Source organism: Megasphaera hutchinsoni, assembly GCF_001553405.1.
In the GTDB taxonomy this organism is placed as follows: Bacteria; Bacillota; Negativicutes; order Veillonellales; family Megasphaeraceae; genus Megasphaera; species Megasphaera hutchinsoni.
The window spans coordinates 30,848-44,694 of the sequence record NZ_KQ960931.1 but is presented as its reverse complement, the minus strand read 5'-3'; the positions used below and the strand labels follow the sequence as shown (position 1 = coordinate 44,694).

The window sequence follows — 13,847 nt, the reverse complement described above, 5'->3', positions numbered from 1 at the left end:
ACAAACTCTTTTTCGTTTGTCAAGAGATTTTTTTCCAACATTATATATTCTATCGCGTTGGTTTTTATATGATACCATTTTTATTCTCTAGCCGTCAATACAAAACATCTCGCAATAAAAAATTCCATTATTGCGAGATGTTTTATTATGTCGTCGATAACAATCGATGCATCGTATTGGCGGCAAAATCCGCAGCCAGCCGATGTTCTCTTTCTTGTTGATCGCCCGCCGCATCATCCACCGGTGTAATATACGTGCCCACAATTTGACAACCTTGCGGTAAAAATTCTACAATTCGTCGCAATCTTTTCGCTATATCATCGGAATACGGACCAATCCACATGGTAACAAAAAGAGCTATTTTTTTATTCGTAAGTGTTTTCAATACTTCCTGTGATCTCCCATCAATAAATCCACTTTCAATATAGCAGCCAAAAAACACACAGTCATATGAAGCGATATCCGTTGGTATCTCATCCAACGAAACACAACTAATGTTTTCGCCGATACCCTTAGCCACGGCTTCTGCTATTCCCTTGGTTTTTCCCGTATACGAAGAATAGACAACAATCGTTTTCATAACTTTCTCCTTTCCATAATGAATGTTTTCTTCTGTCTTGAAGAAAGTATACTATTTACGTCTTCATTTGTCAATTGAAAAGATATTTCATTTTTTGATAATCATCCAGGAAACATTTTCAATCTATTTAGACATGACTATTTTTTTCTCAATCGAAAGGATGTCTAATTTTTCAGATGTCACAAAACAAGTGCCGCCAAATACAAGGCTACATACCAACCACTCTGCATAAATCACATGCGGTACAATGCGTACCACCGGGAATAACAACCATGCTACTAAAACAACAATACCTGCTAACAACGTATAAAAAGCTGCCTCTTTTCGGCAATATTGTGGAGCATATAGCGTCATTAAAATAATAACGCCAAATGCCGCCATCAATGACAACCCCGCCATTAAGGTAGAAATAATACCGCTAATCGTAAGGGCAAACCCTAACGTAATCAGGCCTAACACCAATACAGATAAACGCGTTACCAGCAAATATTGCTTCTCCTTAATACGTGGCTGAATGAAACGTTTATGAATATCTTGAGAATATAACGTAGCCGAAGACAATAATAAATTACATGCCGTACTAATATCGGCAGCCCATAGAGAGGCTAAGGTCACACCAGCAATCCACGGATTAATCGACATAATCAATCGCGGCAATGCGGTTGTAGGGGCAATATGAGGATATACTTCGGCTGCCACCACGCCTAACAGTGCGGCAAGAAAACCAACTGGCAACATAATAATACCAGCAATAATAAATCCACGTTGAGCCGTGTGTACATTTTTAGCTCCCAAAGAAACTTGAATGATCGCTTGCAAAGACAAGTTTACCGTAATAAGCGTAACAATCCAAGTAACAATTTTCATGCCTCCTACACCTTGTACTATATCCAGCGTAATATCACTAGGTACTTGTACGACTACCGTCTGCATGCCACCTACTAAAGAAATAATGATAAAAGCAGCAACGGTAATACCAATATATTGTAAGGTAACATTTAAAATATTAGACTGACTGGCTGACCACATACCTCCTATTAATGTAATCCCAATAAATACAATAGCACTAACAATCATGCCTGAAAAAGGAGTGAAAATTTGTGGTAATAAAGCTGATAAAATAGCACCTCCTGCCACATATTGTAAACTCATAACAACTAATTGTACTAAAATTTGGCAAACAATCCCAGCAATACTGCTTTTTGTATCATAATACCGTTCTAACATTTCAGGAATAGTCGTTATCTGTAAACGACGATATTTTTTCGCTACGGTTAAGCCCATAACAATTGCCCCAATCCCCCAAGCGGCCGTATACCATCCTGCCGATAGCCCTACTTTATACGCCTGTTCAGCAACACCGATAGTAGATGCTCCGCCTACGGCTAAGCCAACAATAGAAACAACGACTAGTGGTACCGTTAGCTTTCGTCCGGCCAAAATATAATTTTCTGCTGAACCAGATGCTTTTTTCTTGATATACCAACTAATAGCAAATAAAATAGCCACATACATGAAAATAATGAAAATTTGAATACTTCCTGTCATACATACAACCTCTTTTCTTATTACAAAATATATAAAAAAAGAACACCTTCGCCTGAAGGGACGAAGATGTTCGCGGTACCACCCTTTTTACCTAAAAAAAAAAGAGTAATACCGAGGGACGGATTGCTCCGCGGTACCACCCTATTTATCTTGAATCAGATCAACTCATGGCATATCTAACGAGTGCCACCCCGGTTCAGCCTACTAATCAAAATAACATTCAGCCTTACAGTTCAGGAAAGAACTTCACACTGTATCACCTACTGTTTTACACCAGCCAACAGCTCTCTGTAAAGATATTTACAATACTACTTTTTTCCATCAATACTTTTATAAATATAAGATTATGAATATATTATATCTAATTTATTTTATTTGTCAATTCTTTTTTTATTATAATTTTTTATTTATAATTGTAGAAAATAATATAAGAAAGGGTGTCCATTCATGAAAATACTCATTTCCGGTATTGGCGGTATCGGCGGTTACATTGCTTCCATTCTCTGTGCCAATCGTAAACAAGTAACATTAGTTGCCCGTACAAAAAGAAAAGAAGCTTTACAATGTGCAGGCTTGCAATTACATAGTGAATTATGGGGAGAGCATACCTATCATCCGCCTGTAACAGACACACCTAGCCACCTGGGCATCCAAGATGTCATATTCATTTGTGTAAAAAACCCTTCTTTACCTGAAGTATTACAAGCGATTAAAGATTGTGTTGATGACCATACCATTATTTGTTGTATTATGAATGGCGTTACCTACCCCGATGTCGTCCGCACTTACTATCCACAGGTGCGTTTTGTGCCATCATGCATTTACATTACCTCTTCTTATCAAGAAGATTACTCCATTCTTCAAACGGGTAACTATGCCCGCATATTTCTCGGTTCTCCCGATACTGAGGCTGCTCAAGTCGTCTCCAGTCTGTTATCACACGAAGGCCTGCAATGCCGTATAACAACTACAATTCAACAAGAAATGTGGCATAAATACATTTTAAACTGTGCTTATAATGTAAGTACGGCCTATTATAAAGGAACCGTAGCGGATGTCTGGAATGATGACAGCCGCAAAAGCGAATTTTATACCTTATTAGAAGAAGCTACTGCTGTCGGTCGGGCCTTGCGCATTCCCCTTGATGAACAACTACCACAACTTATTTATACCCGCACAGATAAACAAAAAAACAAGGATGTCACAAGTTCCTTGGCAAGAGACATTAAACAAGGAAAAAAAGGAGAATTAGAAACATTTAGCGGGTTTATTGTCCATACAGCCGCTACACTTCATATTCCCGTCCCATGTTCGCAAAAATATTATCAAGCCTTATTGCGTGCGGTTAACTCCACATTACCATAAGAAAAGTAAAAAAGAGCTATCGTCATCTTATCATGACGATAGCTCTTTTACTAACTATATCTTATTTCAAAAATCCAGAAATAATCATCTGTTGTACTTGGTTTGTACCTTCATAAATCTGGGTAATCTTAGCATCACGCATATAACGTTCTACTGGATAATCACGTGTAAAGCCATAACCACCAAATACTTGAACAGCATCTGTCGTTACCTGCATAGCGATGTCAGATGCATATTTTTTTGCAATGGATGCATCCATAGAATAAGATTTAACATCAGGTTGACCCATTTTCCATGCAGCTTTATAAACAGCCCAACGTGCTGTTTCAATTTTCAATTTCATGTCAGCAAGCATAAATGCAACAGCTTGTTGTTTCATGATAGGTTTACCAAATTGAATACGTTCATTCGCATACTGTACCGCTTTATTAAATGCACCTTCAGCAATACCCAACGCTTGAGCACCTACGCCAACACGGCCACCATCTAAAGTCATCATAGCGATTTTAAAGCCTTCGCCTTCTTTGCCAAGCATATTTTCTGCTGGCACAACTACATCTTGGAATACGAGTTCACGTTGTACGCAAGCACGGATACCCATTTTTACTTCTTCTTTACCATATGTAAAGCCAGGAGTTCCTTTTTCAACGATAAACGCACTCATACCTTTAGCGCCTTTAGATTTATCTGTAGCAGCAAATACAATCGTGATTTCAGCATCTCCACCATTGGTATTAAATACTTTAGAACCATTCAATGTATATGTACCATCCGCATTTTTAACAGCAGTTGTGCTCCCATTTAATGCATCTGTACCTGCATTAGGTTCAGTTAAACCAAATGCACCTAATTTTTTACCTTCTGCCAAGGGTTTCAAATATTTAGCTTTCTGTTCTTCTGTACCGAATTTCCAAAGCGGCCAGGAGCAGAGCATTGTGTGAACTTCAAAGCTCAATGCAATAGATGGATCTACTTTTGCAATTTCTTCGCAAGCAACTGCCAAGCTTACAAAATCAGCACCTACACCACCATAGTTTTCTTCCCATGGAATACCTAAAAGACCTAATGAGCCCATTTCATCAACTAACGCACGATCGAATACTTCGTCTTCATCGCGTTGTTTAACCGTAGGTTCTAATTTCTTTTCTGCAAAATCTCTTGCGAGTTTAGCAATATCTTGTTGCATTTCGCTAAGTTTAAAATCCATAATGTAATTCCTCCTAATACTCTGTATATTTTATATATGTAATCGCGACAAGAACATACTTTACAATATGCCAAGCATATTCTCCTGCGTATTACCCAATCATATCCCCGGCAGAACTATTATCCTTAAAGAATTTCCGAGAATGCCTGAATACGAGTACGTACTTGTTCCAACGAAGGAGATTCTAAGTCAACATCCACCGTGGTATAACGTACACCTGCATCTTCAAATTGCGTCTTATAAATCGGATAATCAAATTCTTCGGGATCGCAGAAACGGAACATGCATACAACAACCGCATCAGCATCGTACTTTTTCGTCATATCAATAAGCATTTGACCACGAGGTTTATCTTCATTTAATGCCAGAGGGCAACCATCAAAGTCTTGCCATTGCTGTGCTAACTGTTCCAACGGATCAATACCTTCTGGAACATCTGTACGGAATTGACGTGATTCTTGTGCCAAATCATCTGCTACTACGGCAATATTAAAATCTTCAAAAATATCTAAAAATTCATCAGGTTCTGCCATGATACCAGAAATAACCACTTTTTTCCCATTCCATGGTTCTACTTTTTCCTGCTTTACCGTATCAATAAGTTCACGAACCCATTGTGTATGTACCGCTTTATCCATAAACCAGCGAGCCTTAATAATATCATGCCGTTTTACGGGAGTGAAAATCTGTGGATATTCAGCCGCAACATCACAAAATTCACGCATAATCCGTCGGTTTTCATTATACACCTTTATCGCTTTTTGAATAGCCATATCAGTAATTTCAACATGCAAATATTTTTCTAATTCCGTTTTTACATGATCAAATTCTGCACGCAAAAAATCAACAGCCGCTCTAATTTTACGATTTTGAGGATGCGTAAATACGACTACCGGTGCTTTACCATGCCATTTTTGACTCATGCAACGTAAGGTATCACAAGGAACAGAAAAAATAACTGCGTCTAAACAATCATACGTGCCGTTTAATTGCAATTCCATATCGGCTTGCATTAACGAACAGGCAAACGGCGGCAAGTAGGTTCGAGCGGCCGCAATTTTAGGTTTTTGTGCCCCAAACAGACCTACAGGAAGATACCCGGCAGCATATACAATTTCTTCCGGTGCATAGTAAGGCATCATCCCTACTAATCCTTTTCCCGTTTCCTTTTTATATTTTAAAACAGTCTGTTGCGGGTGATTGGATACTTCTTGAAATTTGTTAATAAGTTCGTCAATCTTGCTCATTATTGATTTCCTCCTTCACATGCCTTCTGTTCATCCATTGTTTCACAAAGTGCTTCTACACGAGTATCAAATTGTGCTTCTGAGAAGTTCCGCGGATCCGTTTGGTCGCCATCAAAAATAACATAAGGAATTCCCAAATTCTTTTGAACGCGCTGTCCACCTTCATTATTCAATAAACTCATGTTTTTGCACGAGCGATTTTGATGCAGAAGTAAGCCATCACACAACCCATCGCGGCATACCTGTTCCAACACATTGCCACGTTGTTCCAAACAACAATTAATATACGTACGCGAATATGCTTCTGCCATTGATTCTAAGTTGCCCGGTTCATAAGATACATCCCACATACCGGGATATGCCGAACCAGTCATTAACGAGCCATGTCCTTTTAATTCTTTAAACGTATGACCTAAAGCAATCCAGACAGCAATACCTTCCCAGGTAAAACGAGTCTTTTCATTTTCACCAAAAGCCCATTTCTGATTTTTTACTTTTTCTTCCAATTCAGCAACAAATTTATTAAATGTGATTTCAGCATAATCCAACGAACGTGCTGCTACGACTAATCCCATGAAGTTAAAGAGATCGAAGCCATTAAGTGGCGAGGGTTTATAGCTGAAAAACTTAGAAATTTTATTCCAAGCAGCGATAGAACGTTGTGTTTGTTCTTGTACCTTAAAGAAGTTATCATAATCAAAAGGACGACCACAAATTTCTTCCAATTTACGAATTGCTTCTTTAAATTCGCCTACAATATACCGTTTTGCATGTTTCGTAATAGGATATTCATGGTTAAACGGTACATCAATATTAATCAAAGGAACATTTAATTCTTTAGCCAAATTTTCATACCATTTCAACAAGGTATTACAGATGTTATTACAGGTAATAACCAAGTCTGGCAATGGTACACGACCGGCTGGAGATGCTTCCAATGTAGGCGGTGTAACTCCCGTTTCTTCCTGCTGTTTCATTAATTCCGTGTATCCCATGTTAACACGGCAATATGAACAGATATCTTGATCATACCCCTTGTTTTCTGCTACTTCCAATAAATCTGGCGAACCATGCCGGGCACCAATCCCAGCAGCATGTGTTTCAGGATATATCAAGGCAATACCCATTGCTGTACAGAATTCCGGTGGTGCAACTGAAGCAGACCAACATACTAGACGACCTTCTTTTTTTGCCTGTCTTGCATCTTCATCAAGTTTCGCCTGAAAATAACCTAATGCCTCCTTAGAGCTCATGCTTGCCACGTCAAGATTTTTTTCTTCACTCATGATGATTCTCTCCTTTGTAACTTATTTTTTTATTTTTTCATATGCAATTAGTGCTGCCCCCAAGGCTCCAATCACTTGTGGGTGATTAGCCACCTGCACTTTTACTCCCAGTTCCTTAGCAATTGCATCAACTACTCCTGGGTCCCTTGCTCCACCACCGGTCATCGTAAGCGTTCCATCTACCCCAACACGACGAACCAAAGCGCTGGCCTTACTTGCTATCGACTTATGAACACCTGCTACTATATCTTCCTTTGCTATATTTTTAGATAACAAAGAAATTACTTCTGATTCCGCAAACACTGTACATGTACTACTTACAGGTGCAGGGTTCTTCGATTTAAAATACCATTTTCCCATGTCTGAAATTGGTATTTCCAAAACTTTCGACATTACATCTAAAAAGCGACCTGTCCCAGCAGCACACTTATCATTCATAGCAAACTGCATGACCATACCTTTATTGTTTAACTTGATCGCCTTAACATCTTGTCCCCCAATATCCAAGATGGTTGTCGTTCCGGGACACTCAAATAATGCTCCCTTGGCATGACAGGTAATTTCACTGATTTCTCCTTTTGCATATTCCACATTAAACCTGCCATATCCAGTTGCGATGATATTAGACATATCATCAAGTGTTAAGTTCGTACCTTTAAAAACCTCTTCAAGCACCCGTTTTGGGCCACTTGAGCCCGTGCCGATTTCAATAACGGCATGGGCTAAGATGGTCTTACCGTCTTCTAAAATGACGGCTTTAGAGGAAGACGAACCTACGTCAATTCCTAACGTATACATCGATTCCTCATCCTTTCTCTCATACTTCCCTTTTCTTATAAATCAGGAAAGGGATTAGGATTGTTGCGATTAATAGGTGCAGTCGTTTGAACATATTCAACCAAGATTCCCGCATCTGTACTTGGACGACGGAAGTTCACAATAATATCATCCGTTCCTTGTACGGCTTTCTTTTCTAACATGCATCCATCTGATTCTTTTTCCATCGTTTGACGAACGGCTTCTACATCATCTACTTCAAATGCGATATGAGCGATGCCGCCACGTCCACCATTAAAGTTCTTCAATACCCCTTCGCGCGGAATAATAAATTCAATAGGACTGCTGTATTCGCCTTTTTTCGTGAAAATTAGATCGGCATGATATGCTTCTACAAAACCAGCATAATCCACTTCCAAACCATTCGTCTTCATGAAATCATGAGCTGCTTCCATCGTAGGCAACACAATGCCGACATGGTGTAACCGCATCGGATGCCAAGATGATTTCAGCTGACCTTTTTCAGGTCCCATCGTTTTGATAAAGGGATTTTGGTCATGCCCCACAATCGGAGCCATCGTTTCAACATATTCTACCAAAATCCCATGGTTGGTCTTAGGACGACGGAAATTAACAATAATATCATCCGTTCCCTGTACCGCTTTCTTTTCCAACATACAACCAGGGCATTCTTCTTCCATTTCTTTACGAACAGCTTCTACGTCATCTACTTCAAACGCAATGTGAGCAATTCCACCGCGACCACCATTAAATTCAGTAAGTACCCCGGAAGTTGGAATAATCATTTCAATGGGACTACTGTATTCACCTTTTTTCGTGAAGATTAAATTTGCATGATACGCTTGCACATACCCTGCATAATCAATTTCAAGCCCATTATTTTGCATAAACTCATGTGCTTTTTCCAACGACGGAAGAACAATACCAACATGATGAAGTCTCATCGGTTTCATTACAATCACTCCTTTAAATGTTATTAGTTATAAATAAGTTAAATAAATTTATTTTTTTAAGCCCATAATACCTTCATTGAATATACGAGCATCCATAGTTGTATAGTCTTCAATAATTGGTTTGAAGTCCATGTGAGCCAAGATGTCTTTTTCAACGTCAATACCTGGTGCTACTTCCATCAATTTTAATCCTTTAGCAGTTAATTTAAACACACAACGTTCTGTCAAATACCACACATTTTTTCCCATTTCAGCGGCATAGGCACCATTAAATGTAACCTGATCAACTGCTTTAATAAACTTCTTCGATTTACCTTCTTGTAAAATTTTCAATTTACCATTTTCTACAGCAACTTTTAATCCCCCATTAGTAAAGGTACCGCAGAAATATACATTCGGTGTTTTCTGAGAAATATGAACAAATCCGCCGCAACCAGCAATACGCGGGCCAAACCGACTAACATTAATATCCCCACTTTCGCTGCATTGTGCCAATCCCAAAAAGGCAATATCCAAACCGCCACCATCGTAGAAGTCAAACTGATAATCTTGTGCGACAAACGCTTCCGGATTCCGTGTTGCTCCAAATTGAGGTCCCCCTTGAGGAACGCCGCCAAGGGCACCATTTTCTACGGTTAACGTAAACCGATCGGAAATACCTTCTTCACCCGCAACAGTTGCCACATATTCCGGAGCCCCTACACCCAAATTAACAACAGCATCATCCTTCAATGCTAAAGCACCACGACGTCCAATAATCTTCTTGGCATCTAACGGAATCATATTGCCACCAGTGCTGGTCGTTACACGAGCAGCACCACTTAAGGATGGATCATATTCACAGCCAAAAGCTTGTTCATGGTCAGACGCATCTGCTTCAACAACATAATCAACATAAATTCCCGGAATCGTAACCATCCGTGCATCCAAAGAACCATGTTTAACGATTTTACGAACCTGAACAATAACAATCCCGCCACAATTATGAACCGCTTGTGCTACGGTCAAATTTTCTAATGGAGCAACTTCTTCGTGCGTCGTAATATTTCCTGCTTCATCGGCATACGTACCACGTAAGAAAGCAACATGAATAGGGAACGTTGGATAAAATAATTGTTCTTTCCCATCTATATTGATCAATTTCACCAAATCTTCTGTCGTTTTTTCATTAACACGACCGCCGCCATTCCGAGGGTCTAAGAACGTATGTAAGCCTACATCCGTGAAAACACCAATTTTTTTGCCCGCAATGGCCCGGAACATATGGCACATCGTCCCCTGTGAATAATTGTATGCTTCAATCTTATTTTCCGTTGCTAATTTAGCCAACGCGGGAACGGTTTGATAATGTCCAATAATTAACCGTTTTAACAATCCTTCATGTGCTAAATGTTCACCTGCTACACCTTTACGCGTTCCTTGCGATGCTGAGTATAAATAAGTTAAGTTCTTAGGCGAACCCGTTTCCAAAAAACGTTTTTCTAATGCTTTAGTCAATGCTTCCGGATGTGAACAGCCCACAAATCCCATACTCGTAAGCGTGTCATTGTCTTTTACCAAAGCAGCTGCTTCAGCTGGTGTGATAATTTTCACTTGTTTCATTGTCGTATCCATCCTTTCAATTTTTGAAAAAACAAAACATATCCTCCGCGTTTTGTTTTTTCCCCTTTTGGTTTTATCTTACACTTCAATTTCAGTAGTACCCCAATTAGCAATCAGCAGTTATTGTTTTTCCGTCTACTCAATTACTATCATGAATGTTATCACCTAAAATCTATAACGTCAAGGAATATTACCCTTGCAATTGTCGTCTTTACCGTAGACATTGTATTCTTTTTGGTAATTCATATGTGTTTTATTTAATTCCGTTCAAGAATAATTGAACATTTTTTTTCTTGTCATAGATTAAACACTAGTAATTAAGCCTGTTTATTTCTATACTCAAAAGGTATATTTTTATTATAAATGGACAAAATTTCACATGAATTATTTACTTTTTTTTTTTGCATTTTTGTGTTTTTATTCTATCTTCGTTTTATAATTATGCCTATTTTACCCTAAAATAAGCTTTTTATTTAACATCATCATGAATTTTATTACACTTTTTTATTTTTCTTATATCGATATTGCATACTTTGTTCTTATCTATGCCGTTAGACCATACATCTATTGTGTGGTATACGTTGTGCGGTATACTAAGAAATAATTAAATTGTTATTAATTAGCTAAATTAGTTACTCTAATAGAGGAGTTTTTTATGATACCTTATTTTCCTTTGACAGGGACAAAAGCAAAGCCTCGCATTTGTATCGCTACTACAGCAATCTCCCTCACAGACTTACAACACCAATGCAAAAGCGTGTTACCCGAAACAGAGGCACTCCTTGAATTACGCTACGATTTTTTCTCTCATGCCGCCTCAGCATCTCATCTATTGCAAACCTTACATATCGTCCATAACGAATTACCACATACCCCCATCTTATTTACTTTACGCACACAAACTGACGGCGGTGCGTATCCGCAATCCCCTACGGCCTATGCCCAGCTAATAAAAGTGGCTATCCACTCTGGCCTTATCAGCTATATTGACATTGAATATAATCAGCCCCAATCCATCCGCAATTTACTCATCACTGAAGCCCAGAAAAAGCATGTTCCGATCCTCATGAGTCTACACGCTATGCAACAAACACCTTCACTTGAAACACTGCTCACACACTTTGCTGCGATGAAAAAACACGGTGCAGCCATCGCCAAAATTGCCTGTATGCCCCATACTCCGGCAGATGTACTCACCATGTTATATGCCGTTAAGCAAATAAAAGAAATATATCCCCATTATCCTATCATTGGTATATCCATGGGAAAATTAGGTCGTATTACACGCTTATACGGAAGTGCCATCACATTCACCACGGTATCTTCCGCTCGTACTGCTCCTGGCCAATTTTCCCTACCGACTTTGAAAGCACGTTTATCTACCTTATATAAAATATAATGAATTTATAATAATTCCGTTACTGACGAAAAGATAAATTTATAGTAAAATAAAGCTACTACACAAACAAACATACTCTAAAATTGAAAAAAAATAATAAGCATACTATAATGATAAAAAATATGCTTATTATTTGAGAAATACCCACATATTAAAGGAGAATACAGAATGATAGCAACAAAAAAAGAACGCACTACCGCTGACTTATTAGTCGAATGTCTTGAAGAAGAAGGAGTCCATTATATTTTCGGCATTCCTGGTGAAGAAAATCTGGCTGTAATGGAAGCCTTATCCCGTTCTAAAATCGAATTTATTACGGTTCGTCATGAACAAGGTGCCGCTTTTATGGCTGATATATACGGTCGTTTAACGGGAAAAGCCGGTGTTTGTATGGCTACACTAGGACCTGGTGCAACCAATTTAATCACGGGTGTCGCAGACGCTGATTGTGATGGTGCCCCCTTAGTCGCTATTTCAGGGCAAGTCGGTACAGATAAAATGCATATTACGGCACACCAATATTTAGATTTACGTGCCATGTTTGAACCGATTACGCGCCGAGCTTACACGGTTGTCCGCCCCGATACAATGGCAGAAATTACCCGTCTAGCCTTTAAATACGCCGAACGAGAAAAACCCGGTGCTACTTTCATTGACTTGCCCGTAAATATCAGTCAAATGCCTGTAAGCGATAAAGATCGTCCTTTAAAACACAAAACGATTTTATCCGAAAAAGCCCTGGATGAACAAATCAAAGCCGCTGCCGATGCTATTTCATATGCGAAAAGTCCTGTTATTTTAGCTGGTAGTGGCGTTATTCGCAGTCATGCCTCAAAAGCATTGACAACCTTTGCTGAAACGTTAAAAATTCCTGTCATCAATACCATGATGGCCAAGGGTGCAATTCCTTTTGACAACCCCTATTCTTTGTGGACAACAGGCATTCCCATGAACGACTATCAGACCAAAGTACTAGAAAAAGCAAGTCTGGTCATCTCTATCGGCTACGATATTATTGAATATTCTCCGGCAAAATGGCATTCTACAAACGCCGATATCATTCACATTGATACAATGCCTGCCGATATCAATAAAAATTACCAACCCAAAATTGAAGTCGTTGGTGATATTCCCGATGCATTAGCACGAATTATGAGCCAATCAGCACGTCTACAAGAACCTACCTATGCCTTAAAAATACGACAACGGATGATTGAAGAGCACAATAGTTACGCCGACGATAAAGCATTTCCTGTAAAACCGCAAAAAGCTTTAATTGACTGCCGCAAGGTCATGGATCCGGGTGATATCGTAATTTCAGACGTAGGTGCTAATAAAGTATGGATTGCACGTCATTATAACTGCTATATGCCTAATTCTTGTATTATTTCAAATGGTTTTGCTACCATGGGCATTGCTGTTCCCGGGGCGATTGCAGCAAAACTCGTATACCCAAATAAAAAAGTACTCGCCATCACTGGTGATGCTGGCTTTATGATGAATTGCCAAGAATTTGAAACAGCCCATCGCTTAGGTACCAACTTCGTTACCCTCATCTTTAACGATTGTAGCTACGGCTTAATAAAATGGAAACAAGACATGAAGTATGGACATCATCATTATGTTGATTTTACAAATCCTGATTTTGTAACATTTGCCAAAAGCGTAGGGGCAATTGGCTATCGCATTAATTCAACGGAAGAATTACTACCAACATTAGAAAAAGCCTTTAAACAAACAAAACCCGTCATCATTGATTGCCCTATTGATTATCGCGAAAATTTAAAATTGACAGAACATCTAAAAGAATTAATGAAGACTTTAGAATAAAAAAAAGCGAGATATTCATCTCGCTTTTTTTT

11 protein-coding genes and 1 other annotated feature are annotated in these 13,847 nt (G+C 38.9%); of the genes, 3 read left to right on the top strand and 8 right to left on the bottom strand.

Features of this window, described 5'->3' with window-relative positions; translation table 11 throughout:
- Positions 1 to 145: 145 nt before the first annotated feature.
- On the bottom strand, positions 146 to 580 hold the full coding sequence (locus HMPREF3182_RS01995; RefSeq protein WP_062485239.1) for a flavodoxin family protein: 435 nt from the start codon (positions 578 to 580) through the stop codon (positions 146 to 148).
- Between the two features lie 123 nt (positions 581 to 703).
- The gene (locus tag HMPREF3182_RS01990) at positions 704 to 2,128 is read right to left on the bottom strand and encodes a sodium:solute symporter family protein (protein WP_062485238.1); all 1,425 of its coding nucleotides are present in this window, start codon (positions 2,126 to 2,128) and stop codon (positions 704 to 706) included.
- Between the two features lie 111 nt (positions 2,129 to 2,239).
- Positions 2,240 to 2,462, bottom strand: a binding site (T-box leader).
- A 113-nt stretch (positions 2,463 to 2,575) separates the two neighbouring features.
- On the opposite strand from HMPREF3182_RS01990, the gene HMPREF3182_RS01985 reads away from it, so the two are divergent.
- Positions 2,576 to 3,493 carry a ketopantoate reductase family protein gene (locus tag HMPREF3182_RS01985; protein ID WP_062485236.1) on the top strand — a complete coding sequence of 306 codons (918 nt, stop codon included), beginning with the start codon at positions 2,576 to 2,578 and terminating at the stop codon, positions 3,491 to 3,493.
- Positions 3,494 to 3,554: 61 nt separating this feature from the next.
- Here HMPREF3182_RS01985 and HMPREF3182_RS01980 read toward each other — a convergent pair whose 3' ends face one another.
- The 6 genes from HMPREF3182_RS01980 to HMPREF3182_RS01955 form a co-directional block, all read right to left on the bottom strand.
- Positions 3,555 to 4,700, bottom strand: a complete 1,146-nt coding sequence (locus HMPREF3182_RS01980; RefSeq protein WP_007391970.1) for an acyl-CoA dehydrogenase — start codon at positions 4,698 to 4,700, stop codon at positions 3,555 to 3,557.
- A 125-nt stretch (positions 4,701 to 4,825) separates the two neighbouring features.
- Positions 4,826 to 5,947 (bottom strand): 2-hydroxyacyl-CoA dehydratase subunit D, encoded by a 1,122-nt coding sequence (locus tag HMPREF3182_RS01975; protein ID WP_007391972.1) that lies wholly within the window; start codon positions 5,945 to 5,947, stop codon positions 4,826 to 4,828.
- Positions 5,947 to 7,233 carry a 2-hydroxyacyl-CoA dehydratase subunit D gene (locus HMPREF3182_RS01970; RefSeq protein WP_007391974.1) on the bottom strand — a complete coding sequence of 429 codons (1,287 nt, stop codon included), beginning with the start codon at positions 7,231 to 7,233 and terminating at the stop codon, positions 5,947 to 5,949. Before HMPREF3182_RS01970 ends, HMPREF3182_RS01975 begins: the two co-directional genes overlap by 1 nt.
- Positions 7,234 to 7,254: 21 nt before the next feature.
- Positions 7,255 to 8,031 carry an acyl-CoA dehydratase activase gene (locus HMPREF3182_RS01965; protein WP_062485234.1) on the bottom strand — a complete coding sequence of 259 codons (777 nt, stop codon included), beginning with the start codon at positions 8,029 to 8,031 and terminating at the stop codon, positions 7,255 to 7,257.
- Between the two features lie 35 nt (positions 8,032 to 8,066).
- Positions 8,067 to 8,984, bottom strand: a complete 918-nt coding sequence (locus HMPREF3182_RS01960) for a VOC family protein (RefSeq protein WP_062485232.1) — start codon at positions 8,982 to 8,984, stop codon at positions 8,067 to 8,069.
- A 48-nt stretch (positions 8,985 to 9,032) separates the two neighbouring features.
- A complete protein-coding gene (locus HMPREF3182_RS01955; protein ID WP_062485230.1) occupies positions 9,033 to 10,586 on the bottom strand; it encodes an acyl CoA:acetate/3-ketoacid CoA transferase in 1,554 nt (517 codons plus the stop codon).
- Positions 10,587 to 11,241: 655 nt separating this feature from the next.
- On the opposite strand from HMPREF3182_RS01955, the gene aroD reads away from it, so the two are divergent.
- Both aroD and HMPREF3182_RS01945 read left to right on the top strand, forming a co-directional pair.
- Positions 11,242 to 11,985: a type I 3-dehydroquinate dehydratase gene (gene aroD / locus HMPREF3182_RS01950; RefSeq protein WP_062485228.1), complete on the top strand. Its 744-nt coding sequence runs from the start codon at positions 11,242 to 11,244 to the stop codon at positions 11,983 to 11,985.
- Positions 11,986 to 12,153: 168 nt separating this feature from the next.
- The gene (locus tag HMPREF3182_RS01945) at positions 12,154 to 13,815 is read left to right on the top strand and encodes an acetolactate synthase large subunit (protein ID WP_062485226.1); all 1,662 of its coding nucleotides are present in this window, start codon (positions 12,154 to 12,156) and stop codon (positions 13,813 to 13,815) included.
- Positions 13,816 to 13,847 lie beyond the last annotated feature (32 nt).